General features: G+C 65.3%; 15 protein-coding genes. 10 read left to right on the top strand and 5 right to left on the bottom strand.

All coding sequences use genetic code 11. The features are described from left to right. Window positions 1-137: 137 nt before the first annotated feature. Together V5279_RS34775 and V5279_RS34780 are read left to right on the top strand one after the other, a co-directional pair. Window positions 138-1,601: a YcjX family protein gene (locus V5279_RS34775; protein ID WP_338691540.1), complete on the top strand. Its 1,464-nt coding sequence runs from the start codon at window positions 138-140 to the stop codon at window positions 1,599-1,601. Continuing rightward, on the top strand, window positions 1,598-2,629 hold the full coding sequence (locus V5279_RS34780) for a TIGR01620 family protein (protein ID WP_338691541.1): 1,032 nt from the start codon (window positions 1,598-1,600) through the stop codon (window positions 2,627-2,629). The genes V5279_RS34775 and V5279_RS34780 overlap by 4 nt, the downstream gene beginning before the upstream one ends. A 141-nt stretch (window positions 2,630-2,770) precedes the next feature. On the opposite strand, the gene V5279_RS34785 is transcribed toward V5279_RS34780, so the two are convergent. After that, entirely contained in the window at window positions 2,771-4,321 is a 1,551-nt protein-coding gene (locus tag V5279_RS34785; protein WP_338691542.1) for a glycosyltransferase family 39 protein, read from the bottom strand. Between the two features lie 229 nt (window positions 4,322-4,550). Here V5279_RS34785 and V5279_RS34790 point away from each other — a divergent pair, with 229 nt between their 5' ends. The 5 genes from V5279_RS34790 (at window position 4,551) to V5279_RS34810 (ending at window position 8,907) form a co-directional block, all read left to right on the top strand. Beyond that, window positions 4,551-6,287: an adenylate/guanylate cyclase domain-containing protein gene (locus tag V5279_RS34790; RefSeq protein ID WP_338701552.1), complete on the top strand. Its 1,737-nt coding sequence runs from the start codon at window positions 4,551-4,553 to the stop codon at window positions 6,285-6,287. Window positions 6,288-6,451: 164 nt separating this feature from the next. Beyond that, on the top strand, window positions 6,452-6,679 hold the full coding sequence (locus V5279_RS34795) for a hypothetical protein (protein WP_338691543.1): 228 nt from the start codon (window positions 6,452-6,454) through the stop codon (window positions 6,677-6,679). Window positions 6,680-6,900: 221 nt separating this feature from the next. Then, entirely contained in the window at window positions 6,901-8,100 is a 1,200-nt protein-coding gene (locus V5279_RS34800; protein ID WP_338691544.1) for a molybdopterin-dependent oxidoreductase, read from the top strand. A 10-nt stretch (window positions 8,101-8,110) separates the two neighbouring features. Beyond that, window positions 8,111-8,422: a c-type cytochrome gene (locus tag V5279_RS34805; protein ID WP_175612297.1), complete on the top strand. Its 312-nt coding sequence runs from the start codon at window positions 8,111-8,113 to the stop codon at window positions 8,420-8,422. 284 nt (window positions 8,423-8,706) lie between these two features. Continuing rightward, complete coding sequence (locus V5279_RS34810) at window positions 8,707-8,907, top strand: cold-shock protein (protein WP_029080322.1); 201 nt, start codon at window positions 8,707-8,709, stop codon at window positions 8,905-8,907. Window positions 8,908-9,657: 750 nt separating this feature from the next. Here the strand turns inward: V5279_RS34810 and V5279_RS34815 are convergent. The 3 genes from V5279_RS34815 to V5279_RS34825 form a co-directional block, all read right to left on the bottom strand. After that, window positions 9,658-11,727: a tetratricopeptide repeat protein gene (locus tag V5279_RS34815; RefSeq protein ID WP_338691545.1), complete on the bottom strand. Its 2,070-nt coding sequence runs from the start codon at window positions 11,725-11,727 to the stop codon at window positions 9,658-9,660. Between the two features lie 196 nt (window positions 11,728-11,923). Further along, entirely contained in the window at window positions 11,924-12,544 is a 621-nt protein-coding gene (locus V5279_RS34820; RefSeq protein WP_338701554.1) for a hypothetical protein, read from the bottom strand. A 123-nt stretch (window positions 12,545-12,667) separates the two neighbouring features. After that, entirely contained in the window at window positions 12,668-13,132 is a 465-nt protein-coding gene (locus V5279_RS34825) for an Lrp/AsnC ligand binding domain-containing protein (protein ID WP_166298476.1), read from the bottom strand. 126 nt (window positions 13,133-13,258) lie between these two features. Between V5279_RS34825 and putA the strand changes: the two genes are divergently transcribed. Both putA and V5279_RS34835 read left to right on the top strand, forming a co-directional pair. Then, window positions 13,259-16,264, top strand: a complete 3,006-nt coding sequence (putA, locus tag V5279_RS34830; RefSeq protein WP_338691546.1) for a bifunctional proline dehydrogenase/L-glutamate gamma-semialdehyde dehydrogenase PutA — start codon at window positions 13,259-13,261, stop codon at window positions 16,262-16,264. A 245-nt stretch (window positions 16,265-16,509) separates the two neighbouring features. Further along, window positions 16,510-17,715: a CoA transferase gene (locus V5279_RS34835; RefSeq protein ID WP_338691547.1), complete on the top strand. Its 1,206-nt coding sequence runs from the start codon at window positions 16,510-16,512 to the stop codon at window positions 17,713-17,715. Window positions 17,716-17,737: 22 nt separating this feature from the next. On the opposite strand, the gene V5279_RS34840 is transcribed toward V5279_RS34835, so the two are convergent. Beyond that, window positions 17,738-18,334: a TetR/AcrR family transcriptional regulator gene (locus tag V5279_RS34840; protein ID WP_224741193.1), complete on the bottom strand. Its 597-nt coding sequence runs from the start codon at window positions 18,332-18,334 to the stop codon at window positions 17,738-17,740. A gap of 105 nt (window positions 18,335-18,439) precedes the next feature. On the opposite strand from V5279_RS34840, the gene V5279_RS34845 reads away from it, so the two are divergent. Then, window positions 18,440-19,084 (top strand): glutathione S-transferase family protein, encoded by a 645-nt coding sequence (locus tag V5279_RS34845; protein WP_166298480.1) that lies wholly within the window; start codon window positions 18,440-18,442, stop codon window positions 19,082-19,084. Window positions 19,085-19,088 lie beyond the last annotated feature (4 nt).

Genomic DNA, 19,088 nt, shown 5'->3' on the forward strand with positions numbered 1-19,088 from the left:
ATGTCGCGGCACGTTCAACCCCTCGCCTGCAAAGGCGCCGGAAATGTGAAGCTTGATTTTGCCCTGATAATCGCCACCTTGCGGGTGATCGCCCGCCCCTTTTGGCTCCTCCTGCCGGGTCCTTTCGTTAACCCTCCATGCCCCCCAGGTTTCGAGATATCGTCGAGGAAGCGCGTCTCTCGGCGCGGGCGCTGCTCGACTATGGCGAGGGCTTCTTCAACCCGACGGTACGGCTCGGCGTCACCGGGCTGTCGCGCGCCGGCAAGACCGTGTTCATCACCGCGCTGGTGCACGGCCTGACCCGCGGCGGCCGCTTCCCGGTGTTCGAGCCCTATGCCTCGGGGCGGATCGCGCGCGCCTATCTCGCACCGCAACCTGACGATGCGGTGCCGCGCTTTGCCTATGAGAGCCATGTCCGCACTTTGGTCGAGGAGCTCAAATGGCCGAGCTCGACCACTGACATCTCCGAGCTTCGGCTGGTGATCGAGTATCAGCGGCAAAATGGCGCGGACCGCACGCTGACCCTCGACATCGTCGACTATCCCGGCGAGTGGCTGCTCGACCTGCCGCTGCTGGCCAAGAGCTACGAGCAATGGTCGGCGGAAAGCCTTGCGCTGTCGCGCGAGCCGCTGCGCGCCAAACTCGCGGCGCCCTGGCACGCGCATCTGGCAACGCTGAAGCCTGAGGGCAAAGCGGACGAGCAGGCCGCGCTCGCCGAGGCAAAACTGTTCACCGACTATCTGCGCGCCTGCCGCGACGAGCGCTTTGCGATGAGCCTGTTGCCGCCCGGCCGCTTCCTGATGCCGGGTAATCTCGCCAATACGCCGGCGCTGACCTTTGCGCCGCTCGACGTGCCCGTCGACGGCAGCGCGCCCGACGGTTCGCTGTGGGCGATGATGCGGCGACGCTTTGAGGCCTACAAGGACGTCGTGGTGCGGCCGTTCTTCCGCGATCATTTCGCGCGGCTCGATCGCCAGATCGTGCTCGCCGATGCGCTCGCCGCATTCAATGCCGGTCCCGAGGCACTGCACGACCTCGAAGCCGCGCTCGCCGGAATCCTCGACTGCTTCCGGATCGGCCGCAGCACGATCCTGAGCGCGCTGTTCCGGCCGCGCATCGACCGCATCCTGTTCGCGGCGACCAAGGCCGATCATCTGCATCACCAGAGCCACGACCGGCTGGAGGCCGTGCTGCGGCGGATCGTGGCCAAGGCCGCCGAGCGCGCCGAATATGCCGGTGCTGCGATCGACGTGGTGGCGCTTGCCGCGGTGCGCGCCACCCGCGAGGCGCAGGTCACCCGCGGCCGCGACAGGCTGCCGTCGATCCTCGGCACCCCGGCGCCGGGCGAGGTCGCCAATGGCGAGCGGCTTGACGGCGAGACCGAGGTCGCGACCTTTCCGGGCGACCTGCCCGACAATCCGGAGGAGCTGTTCAACGGCGGATTCCGCGGCCTCTCCAGCGCCGGCGCCGAGGCGGCCGACTACCGCTTCCTGCGCTTCCGCCCGCCCAAGCTGGAACGAAACGGCGATGCGGAGCCGGCGCTGCCTCACATCCGCCTTGACCGCGCCCTCCAGTTCCTGATCGGAGACAAACTGCAATGAACGAGAAGACGCCCCCGCGGCGTCCGGCGACGTTCAAGCTCGACGATCCCGGCGTGGTCGTGATGGATCCGGACGACAGCGGCCGCCTCAGCCGCGGCACGATCCAGATCGTACCTGAGGCCGAGCCCGCGCAGCTCCCGGTGCCAACAGATACGCCGCTGCTGCCGGAACGCCGCGGCTTTCGCTGGGGCACGCTGTTCTGGAGCGCGGTCGCGGGCCTCGTGGTGCTCGGCACCGGGCTTGGCGTCATCAATTTGGTCGAGGATCTGTTCGCGCGCAACGAGGGCCTCGGCTTCCTCGGACTGGGGCTTGCCGTCATCGCCGCAGTGGCGCTGGTGGTCGTTACAATGCGCGAGCTCATCGGTCTCGCGCGGCTTGCGACCATCGAGAAGCTGCATCTGCGCGCCGCCGAGGTGCTGGTCAGCGACGACCGCGCCGCGAGCCGGGCTGTTGTCGCCGACCTGCTCAAGCTCGCGCACCGGACCCCGCAGCTCGCCCGCGCCCGCAGCGCGCTGCAGAGCCACACCGACGACATCATCGACGGCGCCGACATGATCCGCCTCGCCGAACGCGAGCTGATGACGCCGCTCGACGAGGAGGCGCGGCGGCTGGTCTCGACCGCCGCGCAGCGCGTCTCCGTGGTCACCGCGGTCAGCCCGCGCGCGATGATCGACGTGCTGTTCGTGTTCGTGGCGTCATTGCGGATGATCCGCCAGCTGGCGCGGCTCTATGGCGGCCGGCCCGGCGCGCTCGGCATGATCCGCCTGCTGCGCCACGTCATCGCTCATCTGGCGATCACCGGCGGCATGGCCGCGAGCGACAGCCTGATCCAGCAGATGCTCGGTCACGGCATCGCGGCAAAGCTCTCGCAGCGGCTCGGCGAAGGCATGCTCAACGGCCTGTTGACCGCGCGGCTCGGCCTCGCCGCGATCGACGTGACCCGCCCGCTCCCCTTCAACGCCTTGCCGCGCCCCGCGCTGACCGATCTGGCGAAAGACCTGATCCGCAAGCGCGAGGAAGAGGAATAGCTCCTCGCCTTTTCAACGCAGCACGATGCCAGTTGTTGCGCCCTCTCCCCTTGTGGGAGAGGGCAGCTCAGATACTCGTCACACACTCGCTTGGGTGAGGGGTATCCATCCACGCGCACCGCTCCCGCGGAGAGAGACCCCTCATCCGGCAGCCTTCGGCTGCCACCTTCTCCCACAAGGGGAGAAGGTGATCTCGCAAGGCTCCAGACGCATCGCCAGCACGCGCCAGCGGAAGAATGTGGTGTCCGGCGTCGGCGACAGATCGGGCGTCCAGCCGTTGATCTTCTCCAGCGCATAGGTGTCCATCACCATGCCGCGCCAGCTCCGCGTCACGCGCTCCAGCGGCTGACGCACTGCTGATGTCTCGCTCCACAGCGGTAGATTGTTCTCTGGCTCGCGCCCGACATAGATGCCGACATGGTCGCGGATCGCGCTCATGCCGGGATCGGCAAAGCCCTGGAAGCGGCCGCGCTCGTTGACCTCGATGACCGGCACGCGCCCGCGCAACAACCAGCGCAGCATCGCATAGGTGCGGTAATCCGTGGTCGCGACCCAGGTCGCGCCAGTCGCCTGCACCTGCGCCAGGGTGCGCGCGGCCACCAGATCGTAGCCGGCCTCGGTGCCGATCGGATCGGTGCGGCCGATCAGATTCCACGGCGCGAACATGTAATAGAAGAAGACGCAGACGACGAACACGATGCCGGTGGTGACAGCGGTTCGGGCCCAATAGACCGTCGATTTGATTAAGCCAACCGACCAGCCCTCGAACGGCATCCGCGTCACATTGATCGCAACCGCCGCAAAGCCGGCCGGCCACAGGAACATCGGCCAGGTGTCGCCGACCCGCAAGGTCAGCGACTTCCAGAGAAAGTAGCCAAACGGCACCAGCACCGCCGTCGCCAGCAGGATCGCGACCGGCTCGCGCCTGATATAGCCGCGCCACGCCGTCAGCACTGTTCCGAACAGCGTCACCGGCAGCAGCACAAAGCCGACCAGCCCGAACTGCATGCCGATGAACTCGCCCAGGGTCCGGAGCGTCAGATCGCGCTCGGCGGTGGCGCGCACCGCCTGGAAGCGGAACGAGGCCCAATCGTGCTCGGCATTCCAAATCAAGACTGGCGAGAACACGACGATCGCGATCAGCGCGGCGAGGTAAGGATACGGGCTGCGCAGCCAGCGCCAGCGCCAGTCCGGCACCAGCGCGAAGGCGAGCACCGCCGGCGCGAACATGATCGCGGTGAACTTCGACAACAGCGCCAGCCCGGCGAACAGGCCCGCGGCGAGCCACCAGCGCCCGTCATTGCTTTGCGCGAGCCGCACCAGCGACCACAGCATCGCCACCGAAAACGGGATCAGCGCGGTATCGGGTGCCACCTTGGCCATCAAGAGCCCGTAATAGAGCGCCGCCTCCGGCAGCAGCAGCGCCAGCATCACGGCGCGGACATTGTTGGATGTCACGCGGCGGACGATGTCGGCGAGCAACAGCTGGGTCGCCAGCATCGCCACGATGCCACCGAGGCGGACGCCGAGATTGGTGTCGCCGAGGATCGCGGTGCCGAAGCGGATGAACCAGGCCACCATCGGCGGATGGTCGAGGAAGGACAGCACGTTTTCCTTCGACCAGGTCCAGTAATAGGCCTCGTCGGTGCGCAGATCGAGCGCATGGGCATAGACCAGCCGCATCGCGGTCATGGCAGCGATCACGGCAATGACGCGGCGCCAATCCGGCGCGCGCGACCGGGCCGGCTTAACGCTGTTGTTATCGGCTCCAGGTTGGGCTTGGGCTATCGTCACGGCGGGCTTTTTGTTCGACTCTTAACGGAGTGTCAACGTGCTGCAGTGCCCGTTGTCACGGCCCGTCCGGACCCGTGGTGGTGTTCAGCGTGGGAATTAAGCACTAGACTTGCCGATCATGAATCACATGGCCTCCGCCTCGCGCGAGCACCTGCAGGATATGGCCCGCGGCGTCGGCCTGCGGCAGATCCGCCTGGTCACGGGGGCGATCATGTTCGCCTACCTGATCAGCCATTTCCTCAACCACGCGCTCGGCAATATCTCGACGGAGGCGCTCGCGATCGGGGTGTACTACCACACCGAATTCTGGCAATTCCTGCCGGTCGCGATCACCTTCTACAGCTCCTGCCTGGTGCACACCGCGCTCGGCATCTGGGCGCTGTATCAGCGCCGCGAGTTCCACTGGAAGACGATCGAGCCGCTGCAGCTCACGCTCGGCCTCAGCGTCCCGATGCTGATCGTTGCGCACGTTGTAGGCGTGCGGCTCGGCCAGACCCTGTACGGACAGGAGAAGCTCTACCCGCAGGAGCTCTACACATTCTTCATCTCGTCACCGAACCGGCTGTGGCTGATGCTGGCGGTGCTGGTGATCGCCTGGGTGCATGGCTGCATCGGCCTGTACTTCTGGCTGCGGCTGCGTCCATTCTTTACGCGCGCCGCACCATACCTGCTCGCTGCCGCGGTGCTGATCCCGACCCTGGCGATGCTCGGCATCTATCAGGGCGGCCGCGCCACGATGGAAGACTATCAAGATCCCGACTGGCGGCGCGAGGAATTGTCGGTGCAGAAGCTCGGGACGGCCGCGCAGGCGACCACGCTCGAGAAGATCACGGACCGCCTGACGATCGGCTATCTCGGCCTGCTCGGCCTCGTGCTGCTGGCGCGCGGCGCGCGTGCCCTGCTTGAGCGCCGCGGCGGCATGATCGCGCTGTCCTACGGCAACGGCCGCACGCTGCGGGTGCCGAAGGGGTTGAGCGTGCTGGAAGCGAGCCTGCGCTACAACGTGCCGCATGCCAGCGTCTGCGGCGGCCGCGCGCGCTGCTCGACCTGCCGCATCCGCATCATCGGCGATCATGCAGCCCTGCCCGAGCCCTCGCCGCGCGAAGCCTTCGTGCTGCACCGGGTCGGCACTGACGATCCGTCGATCCGGCTGGCCTGCCAGTTGCGGCCGACCGCCGACCTGACCTTCTTCCAGCTGTTCCTGCCGCACACGATGTCGGCGAATGCGCACGCCGCCCATCCGACGCGGGTCGGCCAGGAGCGTTATCTCGTCAGCATGTTCGTCGACATGCGCGGCTCGACGCAGCTTGCCGAGAAGCGGCTGCCGTTCGACACCGTGTTCATCGTCAACCGCTTCCTCGGCGCAGTGTCGCAGGCGGTGCTGGAGGCCGGTGGACGGCCGAACCAGTTCATCGGCGACGGCATGCTGGCGCTGTTCGGGCTCACCACCGAGCGGCAGGTGGCCTGCCGCCAGGCCTTGCGCGCGGCAGCGCTGATCGCGGCCAATATCGACGAGCTGAACCAGTTCCTCAGCCACGATCTACGCGAGCCGATCCGCTTCGGCATCGGCATCCATGGCGGCGAGGTGATCGTCGGCGATATCGGCTATCGCGACCACATGGTGTTCACCGCGCTCGGCGATGCCGTCAACGTCGCGGCAAGGCTGCAGGACATGACCAAGGCGCTGGCCTGCGAGGCGGTGATCTCGGACGAGGTGCGCGTCACCGCAGGCCTCGCCGACGATGCGCTGCCGGCCCAGGAGGTCGCGATCCGCGGCCGCAACGAGCCGATGACCGTGCGCACGGTCGAAGCGACGCGCATCCTGTCGGCGCTGGTCGACGACCGTCGCGCCGTCGCGGCCTGACCGGGTTCATCTGCACCCCACTCCGAGTGTGACCTGCCGCACATCCAAGCGCGCGTCCAGCAGAGATGCTCGAACGTGCCCGATGCCGGATGCGACTGACTGGCGATGGGTAACACTGCAACCGCGCCGCGACAGAGTTCAACGCGCATCTGAAGGAGACGACCATGCTTCGCAAAGTCACGCTTGCTCTCGCTACTGCCGCAACCCTCGGTGCCGCCGCGCTGGCGCCGACCTCGGCCTCCGCCAAGCCGTTTTTCTGGCATCCGCATCACCATCACTTCTGGGGTGGCCCGGGCATCGCCGTCGGCTTCGTCGATACCGGCTGCTACGCCACCCGCCTGGTGCTGACGCCTTACGGCTATCGCTATCGCACCGTGAACGTCTGCTACTGATCGAACCCTCCGGTTGGATCGAAATGCCCCGGTCGCCAATGCGACCGGGGCATTTCGTTGTTGCGTCGCAACGCTGGTGGACGCTGCGAAAGCTCAATTGACTTGCCCTTGTCAGGTGCGACATTTGCGGCTGCGCGCATTCCATGATGCGAAGGCGCGCAAAGGCAAGGGTGAGCCTGGTGATGACCAGCTCACGACAGAACAGCTTCGGAGGAAGCGGAATGCTCGATCGACGAGACTTGATGAAGCGCGCCGGGTTGGCCGCGTTGGTGACGGGGCTGGGATCAAGGGGCGCATTCGCCCTCGACACGGTGACGCTGCCGTTCGGCAATGGCGAACGGCCGCTGGTGCGCTACCCGCAGAAGCGCCCGATGATCGGCCTGACCAACCGGCCGCCGCAGCTGGAAACGCCATTTGCGATCTTCAACGACGGCCCGCTCACGCCGAACAACGCATTCTTCGTCCGCTATCACCTCGCCGACCTCCCCTACAATCTCGATCCGGACAAGTTCACGCTGGAGATCAAGGGCAAGGTCGACAAGCCGCTCAAACTGTCGCTGACGGAGATCAGGAAGCTGAAGGCGACCGAGCTCGTCGCCGTCAACCAGTGCTCCGGCAACAGCCGCGGCTTCTTCAATCCGCGGGTCGCCGGCGGCCAGCTCGGCAATGGCGCGATGGGCTGCGCGCGCTGGCACGGCGTGCCGCTGAAGACCGTGCTCGACATGGCCGGCGTGCAGGCCGGCGCCAAACAGGTCACCTTCAACGGCATGGACGGTCCGGTCAGCGACAAGACCCCGGATTTCGTCAAGGCGCTCGACGTCGACCACGCGCGCGACGGCGAGGTGATGCTGGCCTGGGGCATGAACGGCGAGGACCTGCCGTTCCTCAACGGCTTCCCACTCCGCCTCGTGGTGCCCGGCTATTACGGCACCTATTGGGTAAAGCACCTCAACGAGATCAACGTCATCGACAGCGTGTTCGAGGGCTTCTGGATGAAGTCCGCCTACCGGATTCCGGATACGCCGAACAACGCGGTCGAGCCCGGCACCGCACCGAAGGCGACGATCCCGATCAACCGCTTCACCGTGCGCTCGTTCATCACCAGCGTCGCCGACGGCGCCAGGATCAAGGCAGGCCGCACCATGCTGCGCGGCATCGCCTTCGACGGCGGCAAGGGCATCAAGGAGGTCGCGGTCTCGACCGACGGCGGCAAGAGCTGGATGCCGGCCAGGCTCGGCAAGGATCTCGGCAAATACGCGTTCCGTGAATGGAAGCTGCCGGTAAAACTCGCGGCCGGCCCCTCAGACCTGAAGGTGCGTGCCACCAACAATGCGGGCGACACCCAGCCGATGGATCCGTTGTGGAATCCGGCCGGCTATCTGCGCAACGTCGTCGAAACCGTGCGCGTCACCGCAGCGTGAGAGAAGCATCATGACCAGCAAGCTGCTTGCCTCACTCGCCGCGATCGCTGCGCTGTCGATCGGCGCCGCGATCGCCGCGCCCGTGAACTATAAGGTTCCCGAGGAGACCGCGGCGTTCAAGCCGGGTCCCAACCTCGAGGTGGCGCAGAACAACTGCACCGCCTGCCACTCGGCCGACTACATCAAGACCCAGCCGCAGGGCGAGAAGTTCAAGAAGGACTTCTGGCAGGCCGAGGTGACCAAGATGATCAAGGTCTATGGCGCGCCAATCGACGATGCCGACGTCGGCAAGATCGTCGAATACCTCACCGCGACCTATTGAGATGCGGTCGATTTGAACCCTCGCGCGCCGGCGGAAGACCTACGCGCGGGGCCATTGATCCAATATGGGTCGGTGGAACCGACACTTTTTTGCAGCGCAAAAATTGACCACGAAACAGGCAAACCGGCATCAAATCCCTGCAAAGCGAGTTGTTTCCGGTCAAAATCACACCGTCGTTTGATCTACCCAGCTTTTTCCAAACTGCTATCCTGTAGTTACGGACAAGCCGGTTTGTGCGGGGACCGGCTGGTCTGTTTTCGATTGATTCCGCGGAGACGACTGGAATGCCCAAAGGTACAGTGAAGTGGTTCAACCCGACCAAGGGTTACGGATTCATCCAGCCCGCAACGGGCGGAAAAGACATTTTCGTGCATATTTCTGCGGTTCAGAAGGCTGGTCTTCAAAGCCTGAACGAAGGCCAGACTGTCGAATACGAAGAGATCGCCAATCGCGGCAAGACGTCAGCCGAGAACCTTAAGGTCTAGCGCAACAGCGCCAGACCCGGCGGCGCACTCTCGGACGTCATCCGGGAGTGGGGGCCGATCCACACCAGACCACGTGACGTTCGGCGGAGCGGGCACGGTGCCCGCGCGCCACGATATTGATTTTTGTTGCGGGCGCCATCGCCAGCGCGCCGACGTTCATCATTTGCTCCAGGACGCGGGTACTAGCCGAAGTACTACCGCAAGCATCTTCAAGATGATCTACAGGGATGCGCCAAGCGATGCTGACGGCATGCCTTGGTCTAAGAATTAAATGAAAGAGGCCGCCAACTGAGGTGTGTCCTTTGGAACTAGAGGCCAATAGATGTGGAGGAAGTTTCTCAAGGGCATCGTACGGCTCATTGAGGCAGTTCTATTTGTCGCGGCGGCTGCATTCTTCCTATTGGCCTGCTTGGCATGGTCCCCGTATTGGGGACCATCGTTGCTAATTTTGATGTTTGCAGTGGTCGCAGGCTTTTTTGGGTTGGTATTTGACCTTGTGCGACGCGCCCAAGAATAAAACTAGGCCACTACCAAACATTCCGCGCAGAACAGATCGGGTCCCATGGAAAATGATGGGGCCAGAACATCTAATGGGCCGTTCAGTAGGATTGCTGAGAACATCGGCCAACCCTTGGTTCCCGCAGGGTTAAACCAAACTAGGCCATTCCAAAGATCAAAGCAGGCCACTAGGAATGCTAAGCAAGTACCAGGTCGCTCGCATGGCGCCATGTCGTGGCCGCCCATCATGAGTCACAGACACGTGCCGCCCTGACCGGTGCCGCATGGCACCTTCTTCGACAATTCCTGGATCTTGCGTTTGGACTCGGCCTGCGCGAGCACGTCGAACACGCTCGACGGCGCGAGCTGGGTGGCTTTGCGGAAATCCTCGGTCGCCTTGTCGGTGTGGTTGAGCGCCTCATGCGCCTTGGCGCGCGCGAAGACACCCTCCACGGTCTCCTTCTGCGCAATCGCCCGATCGAGATCCTCGACCGCCTTGTCGTAGTTGCGCAGCGTCGACCAGGTGATGCCACGCAACGTCAGCGCCGCCTGATCATTGGGCCGTGAGCTGAGGACCAGATTGAGATCCTTCATCGCGTCATCCGGCTTCTTCGCCCCGAGATAGGCCCGCGCGCGCAGCACATGCGCGAAGGGATCGTTGGGCGCCCGTGCGACGATCTGGTCGAACGCGGCGATGGCGCGGTCGTACTGCGCTGAGGTCAGCATCGCGAGCCCGCGGCCGAGTTGCGCCGTGGGATTGTTGGGGACTCGCTCCAGCACGGCGTTGATGTCGACCAGCCCCTCGTCGGTGCGGCCCTTGAGCATCAGCGCAAGGCCGCGCCACGATTTGGCGATCAGATTGGTCGGCACCAGCGCCAGCGCCTGATCGAAATCCAATAGCGCCTTGTCGAGCTGATTGAGGTTGAAATAGGCGAGCCCGCGTTCGGTGAAGGCCAGCGTCTCCTTGGTGTTGAGCGAGATCGAATGATCGTAATCGGCGAGCGCGTCCTTCACCTTGCCGGTGTTGGCCTTGACAAGGCCGCGGGCGAGATAGGCCAGCGAGTTGTTCTGATCGAGCGTGATGGCGCGGGTGGCGTCGGCCGTGGCATCGTCGAACTGCCGCAAGCTCGCGGCGTTGAGCGCGCGGAAGGCGAGCAGCTGGGGATCGTCCGGCTTGAGCTTGAGCAGGTCGTTGAGATCGTTGCGCGCTTCCGCCAACCGGTTGAGCCGTGAATAGGCCTGCGTGCGCAGCCGCAGCGCCGCCTCGTTGCGCGGATCGCCGCTCAGCACCTGGCCGAGATTGTTGATCGCGCCAGCAAAATTGCCCTGTGCGATAAACTGCTTTGCCTGCTCGATCTGCTGGTTGCTGGAAGCCGGCACCGCGGCGGACGGTTGCGCCGCCGGCGCGGCGGGAGCCGGCGTGGTCGGCGATGGCGCGGCTGCGCCCGATTTGGCGAGCTCGGCCTGCATCGCGACCGCCTGCTGGCGCTGCTCCTGGATCTCCTTGTTGCCGGGAAGGACCGTCAACAGCCTGTCGAAGTCGGCAATGGCGCGCGCATAGTCGCCCTTGGCGCTGTAGAGCTGGGCGCGGGCGAAATAGGCGTTGCGCTCGGTCTGCGGCGCCTGCGCGATCGCACGCGAAAAATCCTCGATCGCGCGATCGATGTCGCCCTTGCGGCGATAGGCCTGGCCGCGCCAGTAGAACGCGTTCGGCGTGCTTGCGTTGACGGCAATCGCGGTGTTGGCGTCGGCCAGCGCCGCGTCGGGCTGTCCGGATTCGACATAGGCCCGCGCGCGCCCGACATGGGCTGCGGGGAGATCCTGCCGCAGCGTGATGGCCTGGTCATAGTCCGAGATCGCGTCAGTCCAGGCGCGCTGGTCGGCGCGCAGATTGCCGCGCGCAAGGTAGCCGAACGGGCTCTTCGGCTCAAGCTCGATCGCGCGATCGAAATCGGCGCGGGCCTGATCCAGGCTGCCCTTGCGCTGCTGCACATAGCCTCGCGCGATCAGCGCCGACACGAATTGCGGATTGAGCTGCAGCGCGGCATCGGCATCGCCCAAGGCCTGATCGATCTTGCCGCGGGCGATATAAAATCGCGAGCGGCCGGCAAAGGCCTTGGACCGATCGTCGGTGGACCGTGCGGCATCGCTGATGATGGCCGAGCACGCCGCCTCGGCCTTGTCCGTCGGCGGCCCCTTGCAGTCCTCGACGTCGCCGGCGCGGGCTGGGCCGGCGAGCGCAGGCAGCAGCGCAAGCGCCAGCAACAGTTGGAAACGAACACCGCTGACAGCGGCATCGGTGCAGGTCGGACGTAAGCGCATATCGTGCCTCGGGTTGACCGAATGCCGTTCGTCTTATCGCGTCACTTGGTTCTTATGGTGGTGGGCGTGGAAGGTATTTGTCGAAGCTTGTTTCGAACCTTGGAGCTCGGTTCCAGCGCCAATGACGCAGCTAACTATCCCTATAATCAATGCGAATGGAACACCACGGAACGCGCGCGCGGCAACACCAAGCCGTTCAATCTTCCGTCACCCATTGGGCGACCGTCATGACGTCAGGCGGTTGCAGATAGCCGCGGGGCCAGAGATCGACGACCCATTCCACCTTGGTGGCGCGCTCGACCAGAACGGCGGTGTTGTGCGGCGTTTGCCCCAGTGAAAATCCGCGATAGTGGGGATCGCCGACGTCATGGAACTTGAACAGGTTCCAGGCCTGCATCACCAGCATCAGGCTGGTCGTGTTGCGGGTGGTGTCCCAGCAATCGTAATTGTGCTTGTCGTCATTGGCGCGGAAGTCCGCTTTGGCCACGCGCTTGTCGGTGCCGAGGATCGGCCCCATCCGGCGATCGAACCAGATCACGGCCTTTTGCACCGCCGCGCGCTCGGCGGCAGCATTGGCGCGGCCGGTGGCCATGATCTTGCCCAGGGCCGCCCTGTCGGCCGCGCTGAAATCCAGCATCTCGCGGCGCCGGCAGACGAAGCCGTAGCAGACCGTCATCGTCGAGGCGGACGGCGGATAGATCGAAACCGACGTGAAGAGCTGCATGATTCCCGAGCTGAGCTCGGCCGCGCGGGCCGGCGCCGCTGTTGGCAGGGACAGCATGAACACCGCCAGCGCGCCGGCGAACCCGGCCCGCATCGTTCGTATCGGCTGATCGACGTCTTTCATCACCACGGCCCCCAACTGAACCAGAGGATTATCGCGGGTGCGGCGCGATGCCAATACATCCCGCGCATGGCTGTGGATCACGTCGGGCGTATATCAGCCGACCGGCAACGGCGCGTCGCGCTTGACTTCTTCCATGACCGCGTAGGTTCGCGTTTCGCGCACGCCCGGCAGCGCCAGCAGGGTCTCGCCGAGAAACCGGCGATAGGCGGTCATGTTGGCGACGCGCGCCTTGACCAGATAGTCGAAGCCGCCGGCCACCATGTGACACTCCAGCACTTCCGGCGCGGTCTGGACCGCCTTGGCGAAGCGCTCGAACACGTCGGGCGTGGTCTTGTCGAGCAGCACCTCGACGAACACCAGCAGGCCGAGCCCAAGCCGGTGCGGATTGAGCCGCGCGCCATAGCCCTCGACGAAGCCGTCGCGCTGCAGCCGCTTCAGCCGCTCGCCGACCGAGGTCGGCGACAGGCCGATCCTTTCCGCCAGCTCCACATTGGCAATCCGTCCATCCCCTTGGAGAATCGAGAGGATTCTGCGGTCTATCTTATCGATCTCTGTCATATCTACGGCAGTTTTCTAACTAGCCCTGATTTTCTAAGGCAAATCTTCTAATTTGTCTATCGAACTACGGTTCGTGTGCGCGTAGGTATTCCCGTGCAACCCCGAAGGAACCGCCAAGGAACCACCATGCCAGACCCGCTCCCGCCCCCGTTCAGCGCGCCCTACGCCCCCGACGACGCCGCCATTGCCGGCCGCCTGCGTCAGGGGGGGACACTCGGCGCGGAGGCGGAGGCACGGATCGATCGCACCGCGACGCGGCTGATCGAGGCGATCAGAGCGAACGACGATCCGCTTGGCGGGGTCGAGGACATGCTGCGGGAGTTCGCGCTGTCGACCAAGGAGGGGCTGGCGCTGATGGTGCTGGCGGAGGCGCTGCTGCGAGTGCCGGACGCGCGCACCGCCGACCAGTTCATCGAGGACAAGCTCGGCCAGGGCGACTTCGTCAACCACGAGACCAGATCGAGCGCATTCCTGGTCAACGCCTCGGCCTGGGCGCTCGGCGTATCGGCGCGCGTGATCCAGCCCGGCGAGACCCCGCAGGGCACGATCGGGCGGCTGACCAAGCGGCTCGGCGCGCCGGCGGTGCGTGCCGCGACGCGGCAGGCGATGCGGCTGATGGGCAGCCATTTCGTGCTCGGCGAGACCATCGAGGCGGCGCTGGCGCGCGCCCAATCGCACACCGCGCGCGGCTCGCGCTATTCCTTCGACATGCTCGGCGAAGGCGCGCGCACCGCCGACGACGCCCATCGCTATTTCGAATCCTACGCCCGCGCCATCGAGGCGATCGGCAAGGCGGCCGGCGATCAGGCCCTGCCCGACCGGCCCGGCATCTCCGTCAAACTATCCGCGCTGCATCCGCGCTTCGAGGCGGTGAGCAGGGCGCGGGTGATGACCGAGCTGGTGCCGCAACTGGTCGATCTGGCGCGCCGCGCCAAGGCGTTCGATCTCAACTTTACCGTCGATGCCGAGGAAGCCGACCGGCTGGAGCTGTCGCTCGATGTAATCGCTGCTGCGCTCGCCGACCCGTCGCTCGCCGGCTGGAGCGGCTTTGGGCTCGCGATCCAGGCCTATCAGAAGCGCGCCGCCGAGGTGATCGACTACGTCGACGCGCTCGCGCGCAGCCTCGACCGCAGGATGATGGTGCGGCTGGTCAAGGGCGCCTATTGGGACACCGAGATCAAGCGCGCGCAGGAGCGCGGGCTCGACGGCTATCCGGTGTTCACCCGCAAGGCGATGACCGACCTGAACTACGTCGCCTGCGCGCGCAAGCTCTTGGCATTGCGGCCGCGGCTGTTTCCGCAATTCGCCACCCACAACGCGCTGACGGTCGCGACCATCCTCGAACTGGCCGACGATCCCGCGAGCTTCGAATTCCAGCGGCTGCACGGCATGGGCGAAGCGCTCTACACCCAGCTCGGCGAGGACAGGCCCGAAATCGCCCACCGCACCTATGCGCCGGTCGGCAGCCACCGCGACCTGCTCGCCTATCTGGTGCGACGGCTGCTCGAGAACGGCGCCAACTCGTCGTTCGTGGCGCTGGCCGCGGACAATCGCGTGTCCATCGTCGACCTGTTGCGCCGCCCGGCCGAGATCGTCGGTGCCGACAACAATGCCGCGCATTCCGGAATTCCGTTGCCGGCTGACCTTTATCGTCCGCAGCGCGTGAATTCGCATGGCATCGAATTCGGCGAACGGAAAGCGCTCGACGCATTGACGTCAACGATTGCCGTCGAACGCAAGGCTGCGCCCGGCGCGGTCGCGACGTCGACAACCGAACAGGCGAACGCCGCGGTCGCCGCTGCGCGGCACGGCTTCAAGGCCTGGAACGCCACGCCCGCCGCACGACGCGCGGCGATCCTCAACAAGGCCGCGGACCTGCTCGAGCAGCGCCGCGCCCACTTCCTTGCCCTGCTGCAGAGCGAGGGCGGCAAGACACTCGACGACGCGCTCTCCGAGGTGCGCGAGGCGATCGACTTCTGCCGCTATTATGCGGCACAGGGGCAAAAGTTGTTCGGCGACACCGAAGCGATGCCGGGACCGACCGGCGAAAGCAACGTGCTGGCGTTACGCGGCCGCGGCGCCTTCGTCGCGATCTCGCCGTGGAATTTCCCGCTGGCGATCTTCCTCGGCCAGGTAACGGCGGCGCTGATGGCGGGCAATGCGGTGCTCGCAAAGCCGGCCGAACAGACGCCGCGCATCGCGACCGAAGCCGTCGCGCTGCTGCATCAAGCGGGCGTGCCTGAAACCGCCCTGCATCTGGTCCAGGGCGACGGCGCGATCGGCGCCGCGCTGGTGGCGCATCCGGCGATCGCCGGCGTCGTTTTCACCGGCTCGACGGAGGTGGCGCGGTCGATCAACCGGACGCTTGCGGCCAAGGACGGCCCGATCGTGCCGCTGATCGCCGAGACCGGCGGCATCAACGCGATGATCGTCGATGCCACCGCGCTGCCCGAGCAGGTCGCCGACGACGTCGTGACTTCGGCGTTCCGCTCCGCCGGCCAGCGCTGCTCGGCGCTGCGGCTGTTGTTCGTGCAGGACGACGTCGCCGACCGCATGATCGAGATGATCGCCGGCGCCGCGCGCGAATTGAAGATCGGCGATCCCTCCGATCCTTCGACGCATATCGGGCCGGTGATCGATGCCGAGGCCAAGCAGCGGCTGGATGCACATATCGCGCGGATGAAGCAGGAGGCGCGGGTGCATCTCGCCGGCGCGGCGCCATCAGGCAATTTCGTCGCGCCGCACATCTTCGAACTGTCGGCGGCAAGCCAGCTCACCGAGGAGGTGTTCGGCCCGATCCTGCATGTCGTGCGCTATCTCGCCGAACGGCTCGGCGACGTGCTGGCCGCGATCGAGGCGACCGGTTTTGGGCTGACGCTCGGCATCCATTCCCGCATCGACGACACCATCGAGCACGTGATCGACCGCCTCCAGGTCGGCAACATCTATGTCAACCGCAACATGATCGGCGCGGTGGTCGGCGTGCAGCCGTTCGGCGGCAACGGCCTCTCCGGTACCGGCCCCAAGGCCGGCGGCCCGCATTACCTCACGCGCCTCGCCACCGAGCAGACGGTGACGATCAACACCGCCGCCGCGGGCGGCAATGCCGCGCTGATGGCGGGGGTGGAGTAGGGTCATCACACGCACGTCATTCCGGGATGGTCCGAAGGACCAGACCTCAGATGCACAATTGTGCATCGGGGAATCTCGAGATTCCGGATTCGATGCTGCGCATCGCTCCGGAATGACTTGGGTTAAATGACTTGGTTGCATCGTGCCCCCGAGATGGGTCAAATGGCGGTCCGATCGGGATCATCGCCTGCGATAATTCCAGCTACCGGAAAAACACCAACAAGCGCCACGGGAGCGACGGCACGATGGAAAAAGGCATTTTTGACGGGCTCAAGGTCCTGGATTGCGCGAGCTTCATCGCGGCGCCGGCGGCCGCCACCGTGCTGTCCGACTTCGGCGCCGACGTCATCAAGATCGAGCCGCCGGGCGCCGGCGACCCCTACCGCAATCTGCCCAACCTGCCCGGCTATCCCTCGAGCGAGCACAATTTCGCGTGGATGCTGGAGGCGCGCAACAAGAAGAGCCTGGCGCTCGACCTCACCAAGCCCGAGGCGCGCGAGGTGCTCTACAAGCTCGTCGCCGAGGCCGACGTGTTCATCACCAACATGCCGCCGCAGGTGCGCCAGAAGCTCGGCATCACCCATGATCATCTCGCCCATCTCAACGACCGGCTGATCTACGCCTCCTTCACCGGCTATGGCGAAAAGGGCGAGGAGGCCAACAAGCCCGGCTTCGATTCGAACGCCTATTGGGCCCGCTCCGGCCTGATGGACCTGGTGCGCGCCGACGAGGACACCACGCCGGCGCGTTCGGTCGCCGGCATGGGCGACCACCCCTGCGCGATGGCGTTCTACGGCGCGATCGTCACCGCGCTGTTCCAGCGCGAGAAGACCGGCAAGGGCTCGCATGTCGCGACCAACCTGATGGCCAACGGCGTTTGGGCCAATGGCGTGCTGGCGCAGGCCAAGCTCGCCGGCGCCAAGTTCAAGAAGCGCAAGCCGCGCGAGGAGGCGTTGAACGCGGTCACCAATCACTACAAATGCAAGGACGGCCGCTGGCTGATCCTGTCGCTGCTCAACGAAGACCGGCAATGGCCGACGCTGGCGCGCTGCATGGGCCGCGAGGATCTGATCGCCGATCCGCGCTTCGCGACGAAGCCTGATCGCCATGCGCGCTCGGTCGAACTGATCAGGATCTTTGACGAAGTGTTCGCCGGCAAGGATCTCGCCGAATGGCGCAAGATCCTCGATGGCAACGGCCTGGTGTTCGGCGTCGTCGGCATCCTCGACGACATCCCGAACGACAAGCAGATGATCGAGAACGAGGTGCTGGTGCGCTTCGAGAACGACACCATGCTGACCGTCAACAGCCCGATCTTCATTGACGGTGCCAAAAAGGTGCAGCCGCGCAAGCCGCCCGAGGTCGGTGAGCACTCCGACGAGATCCTGCGCCAGGCCGGCTACGACGAGGCCACGATCCAGAAGCTGCGCGCTTCCGGCGCGGTGGCTTGAGGCCAGCTGACGCGACCGCTCGTTAGGCCTTTGCGCCGATCAGGCTCTTGATCAGCGCCAGCAGGCTCGCTGCCATCTCTCGCCGAAATCCGCGGCGGGGGATTGCGAGCTGCTGCAGCAACATCCCGATCAACGCGGACACGAACAATTCCGCATGGCGGCGCGGCTCTGCGGAGCCGCCTGCGCGCAAGGCGAGCTCCGCGCTTTGCCGCCAGGTCTCGAACCATTCTCCGACCACGGTCCGATAGCGCTCGTTGCGCGCGGCCGCGAGGAACGCTTCGTAGCAGGCGATGTGGATCTCGCCCCGCGTCTTCAGCTCCTGGTCGTACCAGCCCACCAGGAATTCGAGCCATGCCTCGACATCGAACGCTTTGCCTTGCAGGCTGAGCGCCAGCGCCTGCAGCCGCCCGGTCTCGCGGACCAAAGCGAAGCGAAGGGCGCCGTCGATCAGCGCATCTCGCGTCTTGAAGTGATGGGTGATCGCGCCGAGCGACAGGCCGGCCTCCGCCGCCACCGCCCGGTGGGTCACGCCGTCGAGGCCCTTGCGCCCGATGATCCAAAGCGTCGCCTCCATCACGGGACGTTCGCGGTTGCCGCTCCCAGGTTCAGTTCGCTTCATCAATTGTCGCTCAGTCCTGCTATGCAGAATCGGAAGAACAAATGTTCTGTTTTGCGAAGTATACGTACTGACGGCTAGATCGACAAGCATCTCAGGAACCCGATGATGGCCCGCTATCGCCTGCATTACTTCCCGGAATCCGGCAACAGCTACAAGCTCGCGCTGATGCTGACGCTGTGTGGCGAGACGTTCGAGCCGGTATGGACCGATTTCGGCGGCGGCGTCACGCGGACCGCGGAATGGCGCGCGGATGTCAACGCGATGGGCGAGATCCCGGTGCTCGAGGTCGACGGCGAGCGCCGCACCCAGACCGCGCCGATCCTGCTGCAGCTCGCCGAGCAATACGGAAAGTTCGGCGGCGAAACGCCGGCCGAGAAATTCGAGCTGTTGCGCTGGCTGTTCTGGGACAACCAGAAACTCTCCGGCTACATGGCGACCTATCGCTTCATGCGCACCTTCACGCCGTCAGCCGACCCGAAGGTGCTGAAATATTTCCGCGCGCGGCTCGACGACTTCCTCGGCATCCTCGACCAACATGTCGGCAACAGCGCCTTCATGATCGGGGCGCGACCGACGATCTCGGATTTCTCGATGATGGCCTATCTGCACTATCCTGCTGACGAGACCGGCTACGATTTCGCGGCCAGCCATCCCAATATCAGCGCCTGGCTCGGCCGCATCGCCGCGCTGCCCGGCTGGAAATCGGCCTATGACCTGCTGCCCGGCCCGCGCCTGAAACACTACGCGTGAGGGA

Source organism: Bradyrhizobium sp. 26S5 (genome assembly GCF_036923295.1).
Classification (GTDB): domain Bacteria; phylum Pseudomonadota; class Alphaproteobacteria; order Rhizobiales; family Xanthobacteraceae; genus Bradyrhizobium; species Bradyrhizobium septentrionale.

Bases quoted from the DNA above. Each gene is read 5' to 3' on its own strand.
- V5279_RS34775 (WP_338691540.1), top strand. From the start codon at position 138: ATGCCCCCCAGGTTTCGAGATATCGTCGAGGAAGCGCGTCTCTCGGCG.
- V5279_RS34780 (WP_338691541.1), top strand. From the start codon at position 1,598: ATGAACGAGAAGACGCCCCCGCGGCGTCCGGCGACGTTCAAGCTCGAC.
- V5279_RS34785 (WP_338691542.1), bottom strand. From the start codon at position 4,321: ATGACCGCGATGCGGCTGGTCTATGCCCATGCGCTCGATCTGCGCACC.
- V5279_RS34790 (WP_338701552.1), top strand. From the start codon at position 4,551: ATGGCCTCCGCCTCGCGCGAGCACCTGCAGGATATGGCCCGCGGCGTC.
- V5279_RS34795 (WP_338691543.1), top strand. From the start codon at position 6,452: ATGCTTCGCAAAGTCACGCTTGCTCTCGCTACTGCCGCAACCCTCGGT.
- V5279_RS34800 (WP_338691544.1), top strand. From the start codon at position 6,901: ATGCTCGATCGACGAGACTTGATGAAGCGCGCCGGGTTGGCCGCGTTG.
- V5279_RS34805 (WP_175612297.1), top strand. From the start codon at position 8,111: ATGACCAGCAAGCTGCTTGCCTCACTCGCCGCGATCGCTGCGCTGTCG.
- V5279_RS34810 (WP_029080322.1), top strand. From the start codon at position 8,707: ATGCCCAAAGGTACAGTGAAGTGGTTCAACCCGACCAAGGGTTACGGA.
- V5279_RS34815 (WP_338691545.1), bottom strand. From the start codon at position 11,727: ATGCGCTTACGTCCGACCTGCACCGATGCCGCTGTCAGCGGTGTTCGT.
- V5279_RS34820 (WP_338701554.1), bottom strand. From the start codon at position 12,544: ATGCGGGCCGGGTTCGCCGGCGCGCTGGCGGTGTTCATGCTGTCCCTG.
- V5279_RS34825 (WP_166298476.1), bottom strand. From the start codon at position 13,132: ATGACAGAGATCGATAAGATAGACCGCAGAATCCTCTCGATTCTCCAA.
- putA (WP_338691546.1), top strand. From the start codon at position 13,259: ATGCCAGACCCGCTCCCGCCCCCGTTCAGCGCGCCCTACGCCCCCGAC.
- V5279_RS34835 (WP_338691547.1), top strand. From the start codon at position 16,510: ATGGAAAAAGGCATTTTTGACGGGCTCAAGGTCCTGGATTGCGCGAGC.
- V5279_RS34840 (WP_224741193.1), bottom strand. From the start codon at position 18,334: ATGAAGCGAACTGAACCTGGGAGCGGCAACCGCGAACGTCCCGTGATG.
- V5279_RS34845 (WP_166298480.1), top strand. From the start codon at position 18,440: ATGGCCCGCTATCGCCTGCATTACTTCCCGGAATCCGGCAACAGCTAC.